Consider the following 20,744-nt stretch of genomic DNA (forward strand, 5'->3'; position numbering starts at 1 on the left):
GTACCGGCGCCTTGTTCCTGTTGGTGTTGACCTGGCAGATGGGCCTTGTCTGGCAGGGGGTGGCCGGCGTGCTGGCCATGTCACTGGGCACGGCCAGCGTGACCATTGCCACAGCCATGCTGTCTGTTGGCTTGCGTGGCGGCTTGATGGCGGGTCTTGTGGCGGGCAGCGGCGACCTTGCCGCGCGCGCCATTCCGATGATCGAGATCGCCGCCGGGGCGCTGGTGATGTTAATCGCTTTGGGCCTTTTGGGGCTGATCTGACCTTGAAGGCTTGAAAACCCCGCCCCGATTGCGTAATTGACCGCCTGATACATGAAAGGCTGAGAAACAGATGACCAATCCGCTGCAATTCATCCAGCAGGTGCGTGCTGAAGTGTCCAAAGTGACCTGGCCGACCCGCCGCGAGGTTATGCTGACCACCGGCATGGTATTCGTGCTGGCGGCGCTGACAGCGTTGTTTTTCTCGCTTGTTGATCTGGGGATCCGTGCGAGCCTTGAGGCCGTGCTGGGATACTTCGGCTGAACGCGCCCGTGACCCCTTGAAATGCGCGCGTTTCAGGGGTAGTTCGGGCAACACTTCGGGACGGGCGTGCGGCGAATCAAGTTGCACGCCGATTTTTTGTTCCTGAAAACGAAATTTGAAATGTCCCTTCGGGGCGCAGGAATGCAGAGGCTGACATGGCGAAACGGTGGTATTCGGTAAGCGTGCTGTCGAACTTCGAAAAGAAGATCGCAGAGGCAATCCGGGCCTCGGTCGAGGAAAAGGGTCTTGAGGACCAGATCGACGAAGTGCTGGTGCCGACCGAAGAGGTCATCGAAGTGCGCCGCGGCAAGAAGGTTCCGACCGAACGCCGCTTTATGCCGGGCTATGTGCTGGTCCACATGGAAATGTCGGATGAAGGCTATCACCTGATTACCTCGATCAACCGCGTGACCGGTTTCCTTGGCCCGCAAGGCCGCCCGATGCCGATGCGCGACGCCGAGGTGCAGGGTATCCTGGGCCGCGTCGAAGAAGGCGCCGAAGCTCCGAAACTTCTGATCAGCTTCGAAGTGGGCGAGAAGGTCAATGTGACTGACGGCCCGTTCGAAGGGTTCGACGGCATGGTCGAAGAGGTGGACGAAGACAACCAGCGCCTGAAGGTGACGGTGTCGATCTTTGGCCGGGCAACTCCGGTCGAACTGGAATACACACAGGTTACCAAACAGGCCTGATTGGCGCTTGTTTGAAGGTTTAAAGGCGCCCATGATTTGGGCGCCTTTTTTGTTTTACGAAAACTCGTATTTTGCTGCGACGGCCTCGCAGCTTGCGGCGGTTGCTTCTGCGGTGGAAGAAATCGGCGTGGTGGCCATGCCGAACTGGGTCAGCTCGCGGTTGCTCATATAGTGGATGTTTTCGGCATCTGCGGCGTCCAGCGTGTACCAATAGAAGTCTTGCGGGATGCCCATCTCGTCATAGTAGCTCAGATAAAGCTGGTGCTGCGGATCATCTTTGGGCACGTCCTTGCCCTCGGTGAAGCCGGTGATGCCGCCAGCGGCCCAGCTGTGCACGCCCAGACAGGCGCCCGGGCCAATTTCGCGGGTGACACCGGCCAGAAACAGGTCCGTCCCGCCCGACGCGACAAGCCCGCCCGAAGGGACGACGGTGTTCATGCCATTTGCGCGCAGCATGCGCGCCGCTTCAAGATTGGCCTCGTCGTCGGCAGATCCCGGTACATACTGCAAAACAACGGTTTTGATCTCGGGGTGGGTTTGAAGCGCGTTGCGCATGATATCTGGAGTGGTGCCATCAACCACGCCCTCGGCAATGAATGTGTCACCCTCGGGCGTTAGGGTCAGGGCTGTGTAGTCTCCAATACCCGAGCAGGCACTAAGCCCGAGGGTGGTGGCGAGCAAGCTGGCTGCAAGAGCTGTACGGTTCATTTGGATACCTTTGCGTTGCGTGCGTTTGTGCTTCATATAGGGCCGTGTGCCAGTAAGGCAAAAACCTACGCTTTTCCCTTGCCATCAAGACCTGCCCTGTGTATCTCGCGCAGGTCGCCAGGTGGGCTTTGTCCGCAGGGCGATTCCTTTGTGGGAGGCGCGGCCGTCGCGATGGCCAGACCAGACCACTAACCCCAAAGCATCGTCAACGCGTGACGATGTGGTGATAACAGGAGAAGCCACATGGCTAAGAAACTCGCTGGCACGATGAAACTGCAGGTTCCTGCAGGTCAAGCCAACCCCAGCCCGCCCGTCGGCCCCGCACTGGGTCAGCGCGGCATCAACATCATGGAATTCTGCAAGGCCTTCAACGCCAAGACGCAGGAACTGGAGCCCGGCGCGCCGTGCCCGACCGTGATCACCTATTACCAGGACAAGTCCTTCACCATGGACATCAAGACGCCGCCCGCGTCTTATTTCCTGCGCAAGGCTGCCAAGTTGAAATCCGGCGCCAACAACCCGGGTCGCGAGACCGTGGGTTCGGTGACCCCTGCTCAGGTGAAAGAAATCGCCGAAGCGAAAATGAAAGATCTGAACGCGAACGACATCGAAGCCGCGATGCAGATCATCCTGGGTTCGGCCCGCTCCATGGGCATCGAGGTGAAGTAAGATGGCAAAACTGGGTAAACGCACCGCTGCCGCACGCGAAGCTTTCGCCGGCAAAGAGAACCTGAGTGTTGAAGAGGCCGTGGCTCTGGTAAAGGGCAACGCAAAGGCCAAGTTCGACGAAACCATCGAGATCGCCATGGCTCTGGGCGTTGACACACGTCACGCAGACCAGATGGTCCGCGGCGTGATCGGCCTGCCCAACGGCACCGGCAAAACCATGCGCGTTGCTGTTTTCGCACGCGGCCCGAAAGCTGAAGAAGCTCAGGCCGCTGGCGCAGACATCGTGGGCGCAGAGGACCTGATGGAAACCATTCAGGGCGGCACCATCGAGTTTGATCGTTGCATCGCAACGCCGGACATGATGCCAATCGTTGGTCGTTTGGGTAAAGTTCTTGGCCCGCGCAACCTGATGCCGAACCCGAAGGTTGGCACCGTGACCATGGACGTCAAGGAAGCTGTTGAAGCGGCCAAAGGCGGCGAAGTTCAGTTCAAGGCTGAAAAAGGTGGCGTGGTTCACGCTGGCCTTGGCAAAGCCTCGTTCGACGAAGGCAAGCTTGTTGAAAACGTACGCGCCTTTGTGGACGCCGTTCAGAAAGCTAAGCCCTCGGGCGCCAAAGGCACCTACATGAAGAAAATCGCACTGAGCTCGACCATGGGCCCGGGTGTGACCATCGACGTGGACAATGCCACCGGCAACTGATCCGGTTTTGGTTTGAAACAAGGAAAGGCGCTCCAACGGGGCGCCTTTTTTCTTTGCACGTGGGTGGGGGACGCAAAAAAATGGTGCAGGCGCTTGTCGTGAAGGCCCAGCCGATGTAACTACCTCTGAATTTACGGGCCTGGATAGATTGACGATGAATTCGGAAAACACGCTGAAGTCGCGCGCGAAATCAATGGCGCGCAAGGCGGCACTTAAGGCGCAGACCCGCCTGCCATTCCTGAGACCCCTGGCGCATGCGGCGCTTGCGCTGAAGGGCCGGGTTATGCGTGGACCCTATCTGAAAGAGCTCGAAAAGCTGCACGCGCAGGCCAAGGCGCAGTTCCAAGCCCAAGACCGGACCTTTGATATCGAGCCTGCGCTGAAAGCGCTGGATCGTGTTGGCTATGCGGATCTGGGCCTGTCGCACGAGGCGCGGGTCATGCTCTGTCTGAGCGTGCTGACCAAGAATGGCCCGATGCGCCAGTCGATGAAGCTGTTGCAGGCCCATCGGGCGCAACAGGGCGACAGCGACGCATTCCAGGCCTTTGAAGATTATCTGTTGCAACATGTGCCGCAGGATCATCTGCTGGGCCATGGTTATGGCCGTAAAACTTTCAGCAACCGTGCGCATGGCGAAATCTGGACCAAGGTCGAGAACGTCCTGTCGGTCCTGTCGAAATACTCTGACAAGGTGTTCCTCAACTCGGGGACCTTGCTGGGCGTCGTTCGCGATGGCAAGCTGATCGACCATGATGATGATGTGGACCTGGCCGTTGTGCTGGAGGCCAGCAGTCAGGAAGAGGCCGGGCGGGCCTTCAATCAACTGCAGCAGGAGCTGATTGCCCACGGTTATGCCCGTCCTCACAAGCCCAAGCAGGGCGGCTATGACGCGATCATCAAGTTCGATGTGGGCGACGGCATGGTGTTTGACCTGTTCCCGGCCTGGATTGAGGGCGACAAGTTGAACGTCTATCCTTATCTTCTGGGCGAGGCCAAATCGAGCGATCTGCTGCCGCTGAAAACCTGCGAGATCACCGGCCTGCCGATCCCCTCCAATCCCGAACGCCTGCTCGAAGTGAACTATGGCGAAAACTGGCGCACCCCCGACCGCTATTGGCGGTTCGAGTGGCTGCGTGCCCAGAACCGGTTCCGCAAATTCCTGGCCTCGGTGAAGGAAACCCGCCCCAAACGGGTTATCACCTATGGCACCTTTGACTTGTTCCATTACGGTCATGTGCGGCTTTTGAAACGCTTGTCACGCCTTGCCGACGAGGTGATCGTTGCCTGCTCGACAGACGAGTTCAACGAGGTGAAAGGCAAGAAAACGGCCGTACCTTATGAGCAACGGGTCGAGATGCTGAAATCCTGCCGCTTCGTGACCAAAGTGATTGCCGAGAGAAGCTGGGATCAGAAGCGCGCTGACATTACCCGGCTGAAAGCGGATGTTTTTGCCATTGGCGACGATTGGGCCGGCGAATTTGACGACCTTTCGGATATCTGCAACGTGGTCTATCTGCCGCGCACGCAGAATATCTCGACCACCATGCTGAAAGATGACATTCGTAGTGGCGCGGGCAAGGCGGACGGGGCCCAGAAGGGGGTCGACGGCAAGGCGCGCTCGCCTGCCTGATCCTTTGCCGGGCTGTTTGCGTTGAGCGTTTGGAACGGATGACCGTGCCCGATCCTGGCGCACTGTGATTTAACCCTTGGAAAACCCGCACAAACACCCTAGATAGACCTTGCAGCTCAGCGTGCGATTCGTCGTGCGCTGTTTTGCGTTTCGTCCGAGACGGTGGGTGACGCCGGTGGGCCAAGCTGAAAAGCGGCCGCGCACAAGTGTCATAATTCCTGCCTGAGATGGGAAATGGACAAAAGAATTCCTGCGGCCGCTTGGCCTTGGGGCGATTTTGCGAAGGACCCTTATCGCGGACCCGATTGCCGGGGTTTCGTTGAAAACCCGGTAAAATATGAGCCGGAGGGGTCAAACCTTCCATACTTGGAGTGAAACTGTGGATAGAGCACAAAAAGAAAAAGTGGTCGAGGAACTCGGCCAGATCTTTGAAAGCTCTGGCGTCGTTGTGGTAGCCCACTACGCCGGTCTCACGGTTGCTGAAATGCAGGACCTGCGTTCGCAAATGCGCGAAGCTGGCGGGTCGGTGCGTGTTGCCAAGAACAGGCTCGCCAAAATCGCCCTCGAAGGTAAGCCGGTCGCTTCGATCGCTGACTATCTGACGGGCATGACCGTTCTTGCCTATTCCGAAGACCCCGTGGCTGCGGCCAAGGTCATGGATAAGTACGCCAAAGACAACGAAAAGCTCGTTATCCTTGGTGGTGCTATGGGCGAGGATGCTCTGGATCCGGCCGGTGTGAAAGCCGTCGCCGCTATGCCGTCGCGTGAAGAGCTTATTGCTTCGATCGCTGGCTGCATCGGCGCACCTGCTTCGAACATCGCTGGGGCCATTGGCGCACCTGCTTCGAACATCGCATCCGTTCTCTCGACCATCGAAGAGAAGGCTGCTTAAGCAATCTTATGAGACCAGCGTAGCGAGATATCGCCTCACGTTGGAACACATCTAAATACGGAAAGAAGTCAAATGGCTGATCTGAAAAAACTTGCTGAAGAGATCGTGGGTCTGACCCTGCTTGAAGCACAAGAACTGAAAACCATCCTGAAGGATGAGTATGGCATCGAGCCCGCAGCTGGCGGCGCCGTTGTTATGGCTGGTGCAGCTGGCGGCGACGCTGGCGGTGCAGCTGAAGAGAAAACCGAATTCGACGTCGTTCTGAAGAACGCCGGCGCTTCGAAAATCAACGTGATCAAAGAAGTTCGCGGCATCACCGGTCTTGGCCTGAAAGAAGCCAAAGAGCTGGTTGAAGGCGGCGGCAAGATCAAAGAAGGCGTCGACAAAGCCGAAGCAGAAGACATCAAAGGCAAGCTGGAAGCAGCTGGCGCCGAAGTCGAGCTGGCCTAAGCGTTACGCTTTTGGGCCCCAGATGGCCCGCAAAAACAAGGCTGGGCCCGGAGAAATCCGGGTCCAGCCGCACCTGTCTTGGAGAGGGCCTGCGATGTCGGGCCTTCTCCTGGGAAAGGTTCACAGGATCGGGAGGGAACCCTTGGGCGGGTTCCCGGGAATTGGTCCGAACTTCTTCTCCTCTCGGACGAGGTGTTGCCGGGGACCCGACGGTCGGCACCTCAGTTGAGAAATGAAAGGTAGTTACCTTATGGCGCAGACCTATCTTGGCCAGAAACGCTTGCGTAAATACTACGGTAAAATCCGTGAAGTACTGGAGATGCCGAACCTGATTGAGGTTCAGAAAAGCTCCTATGATTTGTTTTTGAATTCAGGCGATCAGCTGGAGCCGATGGACGGCGAAGGCATCAACGCTGTTTTCCAGTCGGTTTTCCCGATCAAGGATTTCAACGAGACCGCTATTCTTGAGTTCGTGAAATACGAACTGGAAGAGCCGAAGTTTGACGTTGAAGAATGCCAACAGCGCGACCTGACATATTCGGCGCCGCTGAAGGTGACCCTGCGTCTGATCGTCTTTGATGTGGACGAAGATACGGGTGCAAAATCCGTCAAGGACATCAAGGAACAAGACGTGTTCATGGGCGACATGCCCCTGATGACGCCGAACGGCACCTTTGTCGTGAACGGCACCGAGCGCGTGATCGTCTCGCAAATGCACCGCTCGCCCGGTGTGTTCTTTGATCACGACAAGGGTAAAACCCATTCGTCGGGTAAACTGCTTTTTGCTTGCCGCATCATTCCCTATCGCGGCTCGTGGCTGGATTTCGAGTTCGACGCCAAGGACATCGTCTTTGCCCGTATCGACCGTCGCCGCAAACTGCCTGTGACCACCCTGCTCTATGCGCTGGGTCTGGATCAGGAAGGTATCTGTGACGCCTATTACGACACCGTTCAGTTCAAGCTGAAGAAGAACAAAGGTTGGGTCACCAAGTTCTTCCCCGAACGTGTTGCGGGCACCCGCCCTGTGCAGGATCTGATCGACGCCAAAACCGGTGAAGTCATTGCCGAAGCCGGCAAGAAAATCACCCCGCGCGCCGTCAAGAAGCTGATGGAATCGGGCGAGGTCACCAACCTGTTGGTGCCGTTTGATGCGATCGTTGGCCGCTATGCTGCCAAAGACATCATCAACGAAGAAACCGGCGCGATCTATGTCGAAGCTGGTGACGAGCTGACGTTGGAGCACGACAAAGATGGCGAGCTGATCGGCGGTACCATCAAAGATCTGATGGACGCGGGCATCACCGATATTCCGGTTCTGGACATCGACAACGTGAACGTGGGTCCTTACATCCGCAACACGCTGGCAGCAGACAAGAACATGGGTCGCGACACCGCGCTTATGGACATCTACCGCGTGATGCGTCCGGGTGAACCGCCCACCGTCGAAGCCGCTTCGGCGCTGTTCGACACGCTGTTCTTCGATTCCGAGCGTTACGATCTGTCGGCTGTTGGTCGCGTGAAAATGAACATGCGCCTGGCTCTGGACGCTGAGGATACTCAGCGCACCTTGCGTCGCGAAGACATCATCGCCTGCATCAAGGCGCTGGTTGATCTGCGTGATGGCCGTGGCGACGTGGACGACATCGACCACCTTGGCAACCGTCGTGTGCGCTCGGTCGGCGAGCTGATGGAAAATCAGTACCGCGTTGGCCTGCTGCGCATGGAGCGCGCGATCAAGGAACGTATGTCCTCGGTCGAGATTGACACCGTGATGCCGCAGGATCTGATCAACGCGAAACCGGCTGCGGCCGCTGTTCGCGAGTTCTTCGGTTCCTCGCAGCTGTCGCAGTTCATGGACCAAACGAACCCGCTGTCGGAAGTCACCCATAAACGCCGCCTGTCGGCGCTTGGGCCGGGCGGTCTGACCCGCGAACGTGCTGGCTTCGAGGTGCGTGACGTTCACGCCACTCACTATGGCCGCATGTGTCCGATTGAAACGCCGGAAGGGCCGAACATTGGTCTGATCAACTCGCTGGCAACTTTTGCCCGCGTGAACAAATACGGCTTCATCGAGACCCCGTATCGCAAGGTTGTGGATGGCAAGGTCACCGACGAGGTGAACTATATGTCCGCCACCGAGGAAATGCGTCACACCGTGGCGCAGGCCAACGCGCATCTGGACGAAAATGGTCGGTTTGAAAACGATCTGGTGAACACCCGTCAGTCGGGCGAATACACCATGGCGCAGCGCGAAAGCGTTGACCTGATCGACGTGTCGCCCAAGCAGCTGGTATCTGTTGCAGCCTCGCTGATCCCGTTCCTTGAAAACGACGATGCTAACCGCGCCCTGATGGGGTCGAACATGCAACGTCAGGCCGTGCCGCTTCTGCGTGCCGAGGCGCCTTTCGTGGGCACCGGCATCGAAGGCAAGGTTGCGATCGACTCAGGCGCGGCCATTCAGGCCAAGCGCGGCGGTGTGATCGACCAAGTGGACGCCACCCGTATCGTGATCCGTGCCACCGAAGACCTTGGTCTGGGCGACGCGGGCGTGGACATCTACCGTCTGCGCAAGTTCCAGCGTTCGAACCAGAACACCTGCATCAACCAGCGTCCGCTGGTGAAAGTGGGTCAGAAGGTGTCGAAAGGCGAAGTGGTTGCCGATGGCCCGTCCACCGATATGGGCGAACTGGCTCTGGGTAAGAACGTGGTCGTCGCGTTCATGCCGTGGAATGGCTACAACTACGAAGACTCGATCCTGATTTCCGAGCGTATCGCGCGCGACGACGTCTTCACTTCGGTTCACATCGAAGAATTCGAAGTCGCTGCTCGTGACACCAAGCTTGGGCCGGAAGAAATCACCCGCGACATCCCGAATGTCGGTGAAGAAGCGCTGCGCAACCTCGACGAGGCTGGCATCGTTTACATCGGCGCGGATGTGGAACCGGGCGACATTCTGGTCGGTAAGATCACGCCGAAGGGTGAAAGCCCGATGACGCCGGAAGAAAAACTTCTGCGCGCCATCTTCGGCGAGAAGGCCTCGGACGTGCGCGACACCTCGCTGCGCGTGAAGCCGGGTGACTTCGGCACCGTTGTGGAAGTTCGCGTCTTCAACCGCCACGGCGTTGAAAAGGACGAACGCGCCCTTCAGATCGAGCGCGAAGAGGTCGAAAGCCTTGCCCGCGACCGTGATGACGAGCTGCACATTCTGGAGCGCAACATCTATGCCCGCCTGAAGGACATGATCCTTGGCAAGGTGGCCGTGAAAGGTCCGAAAGGCGTGAAGTCGGGGTCGAAGATCACCGATGAACTGCTGGAAGGTCTGAGCCGCGGTCAGTGGTGGCAGCTGGCGCTTGAGGACGAAGACGACGCGAAAATCGTCGAAGCCCTGAACGAACAGTTCGAAGCCCAGAAACGTGCTCTGGATGCGCGTTTTGAAGACAAGGTCGAAAAGGTCCGTCGTGGCGACGACCTGCCGCCGGGCGTGATGAAGATGGTCAAAGTCTTCGTTGCCGTGAAGCGCAAGCTTCAGCCGGGCGACAAGATGGCCGGTCGTCACGGGAACAAAGGTGTTATTTCCAAGGTTGTACCGATGGAAGACATGCCGTTCCTGGCCGATGGTACGCCGGTTGACTTCTGTCTGAACCCGCTGGGCGTGCCGTCACGTATGAACGTTGGTCAGATCCTTGAAACCCACATGGGTTGGGCCGCGCGCGGTCTGGGTCTGAACGTGGACGAAGCTCTGGGTGAATACCGCCGCTCTGGCGATCTGACCCCGGTTCGCGAAGCCATGCGCATCGCATATGGCGACGATGTCTATGAAGAAGGCATCGCTGGCATGGGCGAAGATGATCTGGTGGATGCAGCGTCCAACGTGACCAATGGTGTGCCGATCGCAACGCCGGTCTTCGACGGCGCCAAAGAGGCTGACGTAAACGACGCGCTGACACGTGCCGGTTTCGATACCTCGGGTCAGTCGGTTCTGTTTGACGGTCGTACCGGCGAACAGTTCTCGCGCGAAGTTACCGTTGGCGTGAAGTACCTGCTGAAACTGCACCACCTTGTGGACGACAAAATCCACGCGCGTTCGACCGGTCCATACTCGCTTGTTACTCAGCAGCCGCTGGGTGGTAAGGCGCAGTTCGGTGGTCAGCGCTTCGGTGAGATGGAGGTTTGGGCTCTGGAAGCATATGGCGCGGCGTACACGCTGCAAGAGATGCTTACCGTCAAGTCGGATGACGTTGCTGGCCGGACGAAAGTCTACGAAAGCATCGTCAAAGGCGAGGACAACTTCGAAGCCGGCGTGCCGGAATCGTTCAACGTTCTTGTCAAAGAAGTCCGCGGCCTCGGCCTCAACATGGAACTCCTGGATGCGGAGGGCGAGGAGTGAGACCTGTAGCAATGATCTCTAGTCTTTCCGTGATGGGCTTGGCTGCTTGCGGCGGTTCTGTCCGGATCGCTGAACTGAAAGAGGATGATCGAGGGTACACGCATTCTGCCTCAACAGAGGTAGGAGTTTTGGCCTGGAGTGATAGCTCTGCGGGCGAAAAGCGTGTGGCCGGTAGAGCCAAAGAATTCTGCGGACTACCCAAATCGACATCTGATGAAGATATCCGCCTCACCCGGGGCCTAAGCATCTACGGTCTAAGAAACTTTGTTTTCTCCTGCCCGGAACAGGGAAAGGACACACTATGAACCAGGAACTGACAACAAACCCGTTCAACCCTCTGGCAGCGCCCAAGACCTTTGACGAAATCAAAGTCTCGCTGGCCAGCCCGGAACGGATTCTTTCGTGGTCCTATGGCGAGATCAAAAAGCCCGAGACCATCAACTACCGGACGTTCAAACCCGAGCGTGACGGTCTGTTCTGTGCCCGTATCTTTGGCCCGGTCAAAGATTACGAATGCCTGTGCGGTAAATATAAGCGCATGAAGTATCGCGGCGTTGTCTGCGAGAAATGTGGTGTGGAAGTTACCCTTCAGAAAGTGCGCCGCGAGCGTATGGGCCATATCGAGCTGGCAGCCCCTGTCGCTCACATCTGGTTTTTGAAGTCGCTGCCCTCGCGCATCGGCCTCATGCTGGACATGACCCTGCGTGATCTGGAACGCATCCTGTACTTCGAGAACTACGTTGTGATCGAGCCGGGCCTGACGGACCTTCAGTATGGTCAGCTGATGACCGAAGAAGAGTTCATGGACGCCCAGGACACCTTCGGCATGGACGCCTTCACCGCCAATATCGGCGCTGAAGCGATCCGCGAAATGCTGGCGGCGATTGATCTGGAAGCGGAAGCCGAGCAGCTGCGCGCTGATCTGGCCGAAGCCACGGGCGAATTGAAGCCCAAGAAGATCATCAAGCGTCTGAAGATCGTTGAGTCGTTCATTGAATCGGGCAACCGCCCGGAATGGATGATCCTGACCGTGATCCCGGTCATCCCGCCAGAGCTGCGCCCGCTGGTGCCGCTGGATGGTGGCCGTTTCGCGACCTCGGATCTGAACGATCTGTATCGCCGCGTGATCAACCGGAACAACCGTCTGAAGCGCCTGATCGAGCTGCGCGCCCCTGACATCATCGTGCGCAACGAAAAGCGTATGCTGCAGGAATCCGTGGATGCTCTGTTTGACAACGGCCGTCGTGGCCGCGTGATCACCGGCGCCAACAAGCGTCCGCTGAAATCGCTCTCGGACATGTTGAAAGGTAAGCAGGGTCGCTTCCGTCAGAACCTTTTGGGTAAACGAGTCGACTTCTCGGGTCGTTCGGTCATTGTGACCGGGCCTGAGCTGAAGCTGCACCAATGTGGTCTGCCCAAGAAGATGGCCTTGGAACTGTTCAAGCCGTTCATCTATTCGCGTCTTGAAGCCAAGGGCCTGTCTTCCACTGTGAAGCAAGCCAAGAAACTGGTGGAAAAAGAGCGTCCCGAAGTTTGGGATATCTTGGACGAAGTGATCCGTGAACACCCGGTCATGCTGAACCGTGCACCCACGTTGCACCGTCTTGGCATTCAGGCGTTCGAGCCGGTTCTGATCGAAGGTAAAGCCATCCAGCTGCACCCGCTTGTCTGTTCGGCGTTCAACGCTGACTTCGACGGTGACCAGATGGCTGTGCACGTTCCGCTTTCGCTGGAAGCCCAGCTGGAAGCCCGCGTGTTGATGATGTCGACGAACAACGTTCTGTCGCCCGCCAACGGCGCGCCGATCATCGTGCCGTCGCAGGATATGATCCTTGGCCTCTACTACATCTCGATGGAGCGTGAAGGCATGAAGGGCGAGGGCATGGTGTTCTCGGATGTTGACGAAGTGATCCACGCTCTGGACGCTGGCGAAGTGCATCTGCACGCCAAAGTTCAGGCGCGTCTGCCGCAGGTGGACGAGGAAGGCAACACCGTCATGGTGCGCTTTGAAACCACGCCGGGCCGTGTCCGTCTGGGCGCGCTTCTGCCGCAGAACAACAAGGCACCGTTTAGCCTTGTGAACCGTCTTCTGCGCAAGAAAGAAGTGCAGCAGGTCATCGACACCGTCTACCGTTACTGCGGTCAGAAAGAGAGCGTGATCTTCTGTGACCAGATCATGTCGATGGGCTTCAAAGAAGCGTTCAAGGCTGGCATCTCGTTCGGTAAGGACGACATGGTTATTCCGGACACCAAATGGCCGATCGTGGATGAGACCCGCGATCAGGTGAAAGGGTTCGAACAGCAGTATATGGACGGCCTGATCACTCTGGGCGAGAAGTACAACAAAGTTGTCGACGCCTGGTCGAAGTGTAACGACAAAGTCACCGACGCCATGATGGACACGATCTCGTCCAACAAGCGCGATGAGAATGGCGCCGAAATGGAACCGAACTCGGTTTACATGATGGCCCACTCCGGTGCGCGTGGTTCTGTTACCCAGATGAAACAGCTGGGCGGCATGCGCGGCCTGATGGCCAAGCCTTCGGGCGAGATTATCGAAACGCCGATTATCTCGAACTTTAAAGAAGGTCTGACCGTGCTCGAGTACTTCAACTCGACCCACGGTGCCCGTAAGGGTCTGTCGGATACCGCTCTGAAAACTGCGAACTCGGGTTACCTGACCCGTCGTCTGGTTGACGTGGCTCAGGACTGCATCGTGCGCGAGCAGGATTGTGGCACCGAGAACTCGATCACTGCAGAAGCTGCTGTGAACGACGGCGAGGTTGTGGCAACTCTGGGCGAACGTGTTCTGGGTCGTGTCGTTGCTGAGGACGTTCTGGTTCCGGGCACCGAAGAGGTGCTTGTGGCCAAGGGCGAGCTGATCGACGAACGCAAGGCTGATGCGATCGAGGAAAGCGGCGTTGCCGCCGTCCGCATCCGCAGCCCGCTGACCTGTGAAAGCGAAGAAGGCGTTTGCGCGGCCTGTTACGGTCGTGACCTGGCGCGCGGCACCAAGGTGAACATCGGCGAAGCTGTCGGCATTATTGCTGCTCAGTCGATCGGTGAACCCGGCACCCAGCTGACCATGCGGACTTTCCACATTGGTGGTGTTGCCCAAGGTGGTCAGCAGTCGTTCCAGGAAGCCAACCAGGAAGGCAAGATCGAGTATCGCAACGCGTCGGTGCTTGAGAACCGTGATGGCGAGATTGTCGTCATGGGCCGCAACATGGTTATGGCGATCATGGACGAAAACGGTGAAGAGCGTGCTTCGTTCAAAATCGGTTACGGGTCGAAACTGTTCGTCAAGGATGGTGCGACCGTTGGCCGTGGCGACAAGCTGTTTGAATGGGACCCGTTCACCCTGCCGATCATCGCTGAGAAAGACGGGACCGCGAAGTTCGTTGACCTTGTCAGCGGCATCTCGGTGCGTGACGAAACCGATGACGCAACGGGCATGACACAGAAGATCGTGTCGGACTGGCGTTCGGCCCCGAAAGGGAACGAGCTGAAACCGGAAGTGATCCTTGTCGCTGAAGATGGCGAGCCGGTCCGCAACGATGCGGGCAATCCGGTGACCTATACCATGTCGGTTGACGCCATTCTGTCGGTCGAAGACGGGCAGGGCGTGAAAGCTGGTGACGTTGTGGCGCGTATCCCGCGTGAAGGTGCGAAGACGAAAGACATCACCGGTGGTCTGCCGCGTGTTGCTGAACTCTTTGAAGCGCGTCGTCCGAAAGATCACGCAATCATCGCCGAGATCGATGGTTACGTGCGCTTTGGCCGCGACTACAAGAACAAGCGTCGCATCTCGATCGAGCCTGCGGATGAGAACCTTGAGACCGTGGAATACATGGTGCCCAAAGGTAAGCACATCCCGGTTGCCGAAGGTGACTTCATCCAGAAGGGTGAATACATCATGGACGGCAACCCGGCGCCGCATGACATCCTGTCCATCATGGGTGTCGAGGCTCTGGCCGATTATATGATCGACGAAGTTCAGGACGTGTATCGTCTGCAGGGCGTGAAGATCAACGACAAGCACATCGAGGTGATCGTTCGCCAGATGCTGCAGAAGTGGGAGATCTTGGATTCGGGCGAGACCACACTGCTCAAAGGCGAGCATGTGGACAAAGCCGAATACGTGGCCGCAAACGAAAAAGCGGCTGCCGAAGGGCGTCGTCTGGCCTCGGCCGAGCCGATCCTTCTGGGGATCACCAAGGCTTCGCTGCAGACCCGTTCGTTCATCTCGGCCGCGTCGTTCCAGGAAACCACCCGCGTTCTTACCGAAGCCTCCGTGCAGGGTAAGAAGGACAAGCTGGTTGGCCTGAAAGAGAACGTGATCGTGGGTCGTCTGATCCCGGCAGGGACCGGTGGGGCCACGCAGAAAGTGCGCGCCATCGCTCAGAGCCGCGACATGAAAGTGATCGAAGAGGCCCGCGCCGAAGCCGAAGCCGCTGCGGCACTGGCTGCCCCGGCCGAAGACGTCTTTGGCGATGCGCCGGAAGACGATCTGGGTTTGGTGGAAACCCCGGAAGCGGGCTCCAGCGAACAGCCCTGATCGGTCTGCAAATGAAAACAGGAAGCCCCGCCAAACGGCGGGGCTTTTCTTTTGGGCTTGGCGTGGCGCTGAAAGATCGGTTAGCTGCATGGGTTCTGGTTTGAAAGACGCACCATGTCCTCTGACAACTTCAAAGCCGCGGCCCTGATGACAGGCTCTATGGCTGGCTATACGTTCAACGATGCCTGCATGAAGGTCTTGTCGATCTCGATGCCCTTGGAACAGGCCGTGTTTTTGCGCGGTGTTCTGACCTGCGTTCTGCTTTATGCATTGGGACGATATCTGGGTGCGCTACGCTTTGATCTGCCTGCACGCGACTGGAAACTAATCGCCCTGCGATGCGTCGGGGAAGCCGGGGCAACCTACTGTTTTCTCACGGCACTGTTTCACATGCCCATCGCCAATGTAACGGCAATTTTGCAGGTCTTGCCGTTGGCAATTGCACTGGCTGCCTGGGCATTTCTGTCCGAGCCGCTGGGCTGGCGAAGGCTGGGCGCCATCGGGATCGGATTTATCGGGGTGCTGTTGATCGTAAAACCCGGAGTGGGGTTTTCCGCGTGGTCGTTTTATGCGCTGGGGGCGGTCTGCTGTATTACCTTCCGCGACCTGATTGTCCGCAAACTGTCCCCGGAAACGCCGTCGATGACAGTGGCGATCATGGCCGCAGTTGCGATCACGGTTGGCTTTGGCGCAGCCTCGATCGGCGTTGAATGGGTGCCAATGGATGGCTGGTCGCTGTCCATTTTGGGGCTGGCCGCCATCTTCATTTTCCTTGGCTACCTCTTTTCCGTGATGGTTATGCGCGTGGGCGACATCGCCTTTGCAGCGCCCTTCCGCTACACAGGCTTGATCTGGGCACTTATACTTGGGCTGGTATTGTTCAACGAATGGCCTGACAGCCTGACCCTGACAGGCGCCGTGATTGTCGTCGCAACGGGGCTATTTACGTTGTTTCGCGAACGTAGGGCATAGGTGCGATTGACCTGTGTGGTTATCCCCTGTGGCTGGGTGATGTCCCGGCTGTCTCCATATGGTGCTGCCAACGAGGATCCCAGACCGGATCTTCGTTTTTTAGTGCCAATATGCGCGCAACCATGTCCGCACAGCATAGATGATGTAGCCGTTTGACACCGGGCACAGCCATAATCTCTGCATAGGCGCGGTCAAATTCCTGCTTGTAGGTGTCAACCGAGTTGTCTTCTTGCGAATTTTGGTCGAACCGTTCGAAAAACTCGTCCGTGTAACGCACCAGATTGGCAGCCGAGGACAGATGCTGGCGTTTTAGCCCGTATTTCTCTGCCGATTGCAGGGCATAGTGATTGAGCTGCGCCAGCCCGTGCGAAATGCGTTCATACTCCGTCCCATTGGGAGGATTGTTGTTCGCTGTGTAGGTTTCCAGGTGTTGACCGTCCGAGGTAACAAAGGTGCGTATGTCTTGGTTCCAATTGCCGCTGCCCAACCAGTCGGCTGGTCCATGTGACCGTATTGTGCCAAACAGATTGGGTTCGCGATAAAACACCTTGAAGCACTTGTTCTGAACCGTTTGGGTGGGCCCACATCGTCGGAACCGTCGATGCACCAGTTCGTCGGACCACTGGACTTGACCGTCAGTGCCAAAAACCTTCCAGTTGATCGCCATGCCCATATGATCAGGCCCGATACTATCGGCCAGGTCGGCGATCCCTCCGTCGCCCGTTTTGACCACAAGAAATTCGTCAACATCGCAGACCAGAGCCCAACTGGCCTTGCGCACCAATTTGTGCTGAGCCGCGATGCGATAGGCCTCTAGTTTCGGTGGTTCACCGTCCTTTGGTTGCTGGCTTTTCTGCGTCAGAAAGCCCGCGCGTTCCAACAGGCGCAGAAGTTGCGGCGAATGATCGGTGCAGTCATTGTGAAGCACAAGCACATTGTCAAACCCAAGCATCCTATGCCAGGCCAACCATTCGATAAGAAAGGGGCCTTCGTTCCGTATCGCGGTGACGACCACGCTGTGTTCAAGTTTGCGCAAGTGTATTCCTGCTGGGAATCATGTTTCTATAATCGACCCAACCAAAGCTGATCCCGGTGCCCTTCGCAAGTCTGCGCGACGGTTGACACAAGCGGCGCAACCTTCTATATGCGCGAACATCCAGCTGGGTTCGCCCCGGCTATCCAGTATTGAGGGATCAAGTTCAGCGCTACTTTGAAGCACTGATCCTCTGTGAACCAACCGCGACGTTTGCCTCGGAATGGAAACGCTCGCGGGTTTTCGTTTTGCGGGTTTTGGCGGGTTTCCTGTCACCGGCCCGTTACACGGAAAAGATTTAACCGCGTGGGGCTCTAGCCTTGCGTAGACGAAGTTGAGAAACGGGAAAAGAGCCCTATGCCAACGATCCAACAGCTGATCCGCAAGCCGCGTCAGCCCAAAGTCAAGCGTTCCAAGTCGCAGCACCTGGAATCTTGCCCCCAAAAGCGCGGTGTTTGCACCCGCGTTTACACCACGACCCCGAAGAAGCCGAACTCGGCTATGCGTAAAGTTGCGAAGGTTCGCCTGACCAACGGTTTCGAGGTCATCTCCTACATCCCGGGTGAAAGCCACAACCTTCAGGAACACTCTGTGGTTCTGATCCGTGGCGGTCGTGTGAAAGACCTTCCGGGTGTCCGTTACCACATCCTGCGTGGTGTGTTGGATACCCAAGGCGTCAAAGACCGTAAGCAACGTCGTTCGAAATACGGCGCGAAGCGTCCGAAGTAAGGAGAGTCAGATATGTCTCGTCGTCACGCCGCTGAGAAGCGCCAAGTTCTGCCCGACGCCAAATTTGGCGATGTAGTTCTTTCGAAATTCATGAACAACCTGATGATCGACGGCAAAAAGTCGGTCGCAGAAAAGATCGTCTACAATGCGCTGGATCGCATCGAAGACAAGATCAAACGCGCACCTGTGGAAGTTTTCCACGAAGCGCTGGACAACATCAAACCCTCGGTCGAAGTTCGTTCGCGCCGCGTGGGTGGTGCCACCTATCAGGTGCCCGTTGAAGTTCGTCCCGAGCGTCGCGAAGCGCTGGCCATCCGCTGGCTGATCACCGCCGCACGTAACCGCAACGAGAACACCATGGAAGAGCGTCTTGCCGGCGAACTTCTGGATGCTGTGAACTCGCGCGGGACTGCCGTTAAGAAACGCGAAGACACCCACAAAATGGCCGACGCCAACAAAGCGTTCAGCCATTACCGCTGGTAAAGCCAAGGAAGGAAGACAACCATGGCACGCGAATATCCGCTCGAGCTGTACCGTAACTTCGGCATCATGGCTCACATCGACGCAGGTAAAACCACCTGCTCCGAGCGTATCCTCTACTACACCGGCAAGTCCCACAACATTGGTGAGGTGCACGATGGTGCGGCCACCATGGACTGGATGGAGCAGGAGCAGGAACGCGGCATCACCATCACCTCGGCTGCGACCACCACTTTCTGGGAACGCACCGAAGACGGTGAAACCGCTCAGACGCCCAAGCACCGCATGAACATCATCGACACCCCCGGCCACGTTGACTTCACCATTGAAGTTGAACGTTCGCTGGCGGTTCTCGATGGTGCTGTCTGTGTTCTGGACGCCAACGCTGGTGTTGAACCCCAGACCGAAACCGTGTGGCGTCAGGCTGACCGCTACAAGGTTCCGCGTATGGTGTTCGTCAACAAGATGGACAAAATCGGCGCTGACTTCTTCAACTGTGTGAACATGATCGAAGACCGCACCGGCGCGCGCGCCGTTCCGGTTGGCATTCCGATCGGTGCAGAAACCGAGCTGGAAGGTCTGATCGATCTGGTCAACATGGAAGAGTGGCTGTGGCAGGGTGAAGACCTTGGCGCATCGTGGATCAAAGCACCGATCCGTGACAGCCTGTCGGACATGGCCAACGAGTGGCGCGAGAAGATGATCGAAGCCGCCGTCGAGCAAGACGACGACGCCATGGAAGCCTATCTGGAAGGCAATGAACCCGATGCCGACACCCTGCGCAAACTGCTGCGCAAAGGTACTCTGGCGCTGGACTTCGTTCCGGTTCTGGGTGGCTCGGCCTTCAAAAACAAAGGTGTCCAGCCGCTTCTGAACGCCGTTATCGACTATCTGCCCAGCCCGCTGGACGTTGTTGATTACATGGGCTTCAAACCCGGTGACGAAACCGAGACTCGTGACATCGCCCGCCGTGCGGACGACGACATGGCCTTCTCGGCTCTGGCGTTCAAAATCATGAACGACCCCTTCGTTGGCTCGCTGACCTTCACCCGCATCTACTCGGGCGTCCTGAACAAGGGCGACAGCATCCTGAACTCGACCAAAGGCAAAAAAGAACGCGTTGGTCGTATGATGATGATGCACTCGAACGATCGTGAAGAGATCGAAGAGGCATTTGCAGGCGACATCATCGCGCTGGCCGGTCTGAAAGACACGACCACGGGTGACACGCTGTGCGACGCCAAAGAGCCGGTGGTTCTGGAAACCATGACCTTCCCCGATCCGGTTATCGAGATCGCGGTTGAGCCGAAGACCAAAGGCGACCAAGAAAAAATGTCGCAAGGTCTGGCACGTCTGGCTGCAGAAGACCCCTCGTTCCGTGTGGAAACTGACCTGGAATCGGGTCAGACCATCATGAAGGGCATGGGCGAACTTCACCTGGACATCCTGGTGGACCGTCTGAAGCGCGAGTTCAAAGTGGAAGCCAACATCGGTGCCCCGCAGGTTGCTTACCGCGAGACCATCTCGAAGCCGGTCGAGCACACCTACACCCACAAGAAACAGTCGGGTGGTTCGGGTCAGTATGCTGAAGTCAAAATGGAAATCATGCCGACTGAAGCAGGCGAAGGCTATTCGTTCGAAAGCCGCATCGTTGGTGGTGCCGTGCCGAAGGAATACATCCCCGGCGTTGAAAAAGGCATCAACTCGGTTATGGACAGCGGCCCCTTGGCTGGCTTCCCCGTGATCGACTTCAAGGTTGCCCTGAACGACGGTAAGTTCCACGACGTTGACTCGTCGGTTCTGGCCTTCGAAATCGCTGCACGTATGTGTATGCGCGAAGGTATGCGTTTGGCTGGCGCCAAGCTGCTTGAGCCGATCATGAAAGTGGAAGTGATCACGCCCGAGGAATACACCGGTGGTATCATCGGCGATCTGACCTCGCGTCGCGGTCAGGTGTCGGGTCAAGAGCCGCGCGGCAACGCCGTGGCGATTGATGCGAACGTTCCGCTGGCAAACATGTTTGGCTACATCAACACCCTGCGCTCCATGTCTTCGGGCCGCGCGCAGTTCACGATGCAGTTCTCGCATTACGATCCGGTTCCGCAGAACATCTCGGACGAAATTCAGGCGAAATACGCCTAATCGAACAAGCCGGGCAGGGGAACCTGCCCGGCCCTCAGCTTAACAGGAGGCCATCATGGCAAAGGAAAAGTTTGAACGCGGTAAGCCGCACGTAAACGTTGGCACGATCGGCCACGTTGACCACGGTAAAACCACACTGACGGCAGCGATCACCAAGTATTTTGGTGACTTCCAGGCATA

At 57.5% G+C, this 20,744-nt stretch carries 16 protein-coding genes and 1 pseudogene; 15 read left to right on the forward strand and 2 right to left on the reverse strand.

Going from position 1 to position 20,744, the window contains the following annotated elements; translation table 11 throughout:
- The 3 genes and pseudogenes from ACRY08_RS14655 to nusG form a co-directional block, all read left to right on the forward strand.
- A pseudogene (locus ACRY08_RS14655) lies at positions 1-263 on the forward strand (hypothetical protein); the annotation flags it as partial.
- 70 nt (positions 264-333) lie between these two features.
- Positions 334-525 (forward strand): preprotein translocase subunit SecE, encoded by a 192-nt coding sequence (secE, locus tag ACRY08_RS14660; RefSeq protein ID WP_432450704.1) that lies wholly within the window; start codon positions 334-336, stop codon positions 523-525.
- 155 nt (positions 526-680) lie between these two features.
- Complete coding sequence (gene nusG / locus ACRY08_RS14665) at positions 681-1,214, forward strand: transcription termination/antitermination protein NusG (protein ID WP_432450705.1); 534 nt, start codon at positions 681-683, stop codon at positions 1,212-1,214.
- Positions 1,215-1,268: 54 nt separating this feature from the next.
- On the opposite strand, the gene ACRY08_RS14670 is transcribed toward nusG, so the two are convergent.
- Entirely contained in the window at positions 1,269-1,922 is a 654-nt protein-coding gene (locus ACRY08_RS14670) for an alpha/beta hydrolase (RefSeq protein WP_432450706.1), read from the reverse strand.
- Between the two features lie 243 nt (positions 1,923-2,165).
- Here ACRY08_RS14670 and rplK point away from each other — a divergent pair, with 243 nt between their 5' ends.
- The 8 genes from rplK to ACRY08_RS14710 all read left to right on the forward strand — a co-directional run bounded on the left by rplK (position 2,166) and on the right by ACRY08_RS14710 (position 16,180).
- Positions 2,166-2,591: a 50S ribosomal protein L11 gene (rplK, locus tag ACRY08_RS14675; RefSeq protein WP_432450707.1), complete on the forward strand. Its 426-nt coding sequence runs from the start codon at positions 2,166-2,168 to the stop codon at positions 2,589-2,591.
- A 1-nt stretch (position 2,592) separates the two neighbouring features.
- A complete protein-coding gene (gene rplA / locus ACRY08_RS14680) occupies positions 2,593-3,291 on the forward strand; it encodes a 50S ribosomal protein L1 (protein ID WP_432450708.1) in 699 nt (232 codons plus the stop codon).
- A gap of 154 nt (positions 3,292-3,445) precedes the next feature.
- Positions 3,446-4,921 (forward strand): adenylyltransferase/cytidyltransferase family protein, encoded by a 1,476-nt coding sequence (locus tag ACRY08_RS14685; RefSeq protein ID WP_432450717.1) that lies wholly within the window; start codon positions 3,446-3,448, stop codon positions 4,919-4,921.
- Positions 4,922-5,300: 379 nt separating this feature from the next.
- Positions 5,301-5,813 carry a 50S ribosomal protein L10 gene (gene rplJ / locus ACRY08_RS14690; protein WP_432450709.1) on the forward strand — a complete coding sequence of 171 codons (513 nt, stop codon included), beginning with the start codon at positions 5,301-5,303 and terminating at the stop codon, positions 5,811-5,813.
- A gap of 72 nt (positions 5,814-5,885) precedes the next feature.
- The gene (gene rplL / locus ACRY08_RS14695; RefSeq protein WP_432450710.1) at positions 5,886-6,263 is read left to right on the forward strand and encodes a 50S ribosomal protein L7/L12; all 378 of its coding nucleotides are present in this window, start codon (positions 5,886-5,888) and stop codon (positions 6,261-6,263) included.
- Positions 6,264-6,513: 250 nt separating this feature from the next.
- A complete protein-coding gene (gene rpoB / locus ACRY08_RS14700) occupies positions 6,514-10,650 on the forward strand; it encodes a DNA-directed RNA polymerase subunit beta (protein WP_432450711.1) in 4,137 nt (1,378 codons plus the stop codon).
- A 301-nt stretch (positions 10,651-10,951) separates the two neighbouring features.
- A complete protein-coding gene (gene rpoC, locus ACRY08_RS14705) occupies positions 10,952-15,208 on the forward strand; it encodes a DNA-directed RNA polymerase subunit beta' (RefSeq protein ID WP_432450712.1) in 4,257 nt (1,418 codons plus the stop codon).
- 114 nt (positions 15,209-15,322) lie between these two features.
- A complete protein-coding gene (locus ACRY08_RS14710) occupies positions 15,323-16,180 on the forward strand; it encodes a DMT family transporter (protein ID WP_432450713.1) in 858 nt (285 codons plus the stop codon).
- A gap of 19 nt (positions 16,181-16,199) precedes the next feature.
- Here ACRY08_RS14710 and ACRY08_RS14715 read toward each other — a convergent pair whose 3' ends face one another.
- Positions 16,200-17,216: a glycosyltransferase family 2 protein gene (locus tag ACRY08_RS14715; RefSeq protein ID WP_432450714.1), complete on the reverse strand. Its 1,017-nt coding sequence runs from the start codon at positions 17,214-17,216 to the stop codon at positions 16,200-16,202.
- A gap of 354 nt (positions 17,217-17,570) precedes the next feature.
- On the opposite strand from ACRY08_RS14715, the gene rpsL reads away from it, so the two are divergent.
- From rpsL to ACRY08_RS14735, 4 genes are all read left to right on the forward strand, one after another.
- Positions 17,571-17,942, forward strand: coding sequence for a 30S ribosomal protein S12 (gene rpsL / locus ACRY08_RS14720; protein ID WP_008182915.1), 372 nt, complete (start codon positions 17,571-17,573; stop codon positions 17,940-17,942).
- A gap of 12 nt (positions 17,943-17,954) precedes the next feature.
- Complete coding sequence (gene rpsG / locus ACRY08_RS14725) at positions 17,955-18,425, forward strand: 30S ribosomal protein S7 (protein WP_432450715.1); 471 nt, start codon at positions 17,955-17,957, stop codon at positions 18,423-18,425.
- A 21-nt stretch (positions 18,426-18,446) separates the two neighbouring features.
- Complete coding sequence (fusA, locus tag ACRY08_RS14730; protein ID WP_432450716.1) at positions 18,447-20,564, forward strand: elongation factor G; 2,118 nt, start codon at positions 18,447-18,449, stop codon at positions 20,562-20,564.
- A 55-nt stretch (positions 20,565-20,619) separates the two neighbouring features.
- Positions 20,620-20,744 (forward strand): GTP-binding protein (locus ACRY08_RS14735; RefSeq protein ID WP_432448859.1); only part of this gene is annotated, 125 nt, incomplete at its 3' end.

The sequence above is a fragment of the Aliiroseovarius marinus genome (genome assembly GCF_050881025.1).
Classification (GTDB): domain Bacteria; phylum Pseudomonadota; class Alphaproteobacteria; order Rhodobacterales; family Rhodobacteraceae; genus Aliiroseovarius; species Aliiroseovarius marinus_A.

What these genes read in the sequence shown, in the direction of transcription:
- rpsG (WP_432450715.1), top strand. Translation starts at nt 17,955, where the DNA reads ATGTCTCGTCGTCACGCCGCTGAGAAGCGCCAAGTTCTGCCCGACGCC.
- rpoB (WP_432450711.1), top strand. Translation starts at nt 6,514, where the DNA reads ATGGCGCAGACCTATCTTGGCCAGAAACGCTTGCGTAAATACTACGGT.
- rpsL (WP_008182915.1), top strand. Translation starts at nt 17,571, where the DNA reads ATGCCAACGATCCAACAGCTGATCCGCAAGCCGCGTCAGCCCAAAGTC.
- rplK (WP_432450707.1), top strand. Translation starts at nt 2,166, where the DNA reads ATGGCTAAGAAACTCGCTGGCACGATGAAACTGCAGGTTCCTGCAGGT.
- ACRY08_RS14685 (WP_432450717.1), top strand. Translation starts at nt 3,446, where the DNA reads ATGAATTCGGAAAACACGCTGAAGTCGCGCGCGAAATCAATGGCGCGC.
- fusA (WP_432450716.1), top strand. Translation starts at nt 18,447, where the DNA reads ATGGCACGCGAATATCCGCTCGAGCTGTACCGTAACTTCGGCATCATG.
- rplL (WP_432450710.1), top strand. Translation starts at nt 5,886, where the DNA reads ATGGCTGATCTGAAAAAACTTGCTGAAGAGATCGTGGGTCTGACCCTG.
- ACRY08_RS14710 (WP_432450713.1), top strand. Translation starts at nt 15,323, where the DNA reads ATGTCCTCTGACAACTTCAAAGCCGCGGCCCTGATGACAGGCTCTATG.
- nusG (WP_432450705.1), top strand. Translation starts at nt 681, where the DNA reads ATGGCGAAACGGTGGTATTCGGTAAGCGTGCTGTCGAACTTCGAAAAG.
- secE (WP_432450704.1), top strand. Translation starts at nt 334, where the DNA reads ATGACCAATCCGCTGCAATTCATCCAGCAGGTGCGTGCTGAAGTGTCC.
- rplA (WP_432450708.1), top strand. Translation starts at nt 2,593, where the DNA reads ATGGCAAAACTGGGTAAACGCACCGCTGCCGCACGCGAAGCTTTCGCC.
- rpoC (WP_432450712.1), top strand. Translation starts at nt 10,952, where the DNA reads ATGAACCAGGAACTGACAACAAACCCGTTCAACCCTCTGGCAGCGCCC.
- ACRY08_RS14670 (WP_432450706.1), bottom strand. Translation starts at nt 1,922, where the DNA reads ATGAACCGTACAGCTCTTGCAGCCAGCTTGCTCGCCACCACCCTCGGG.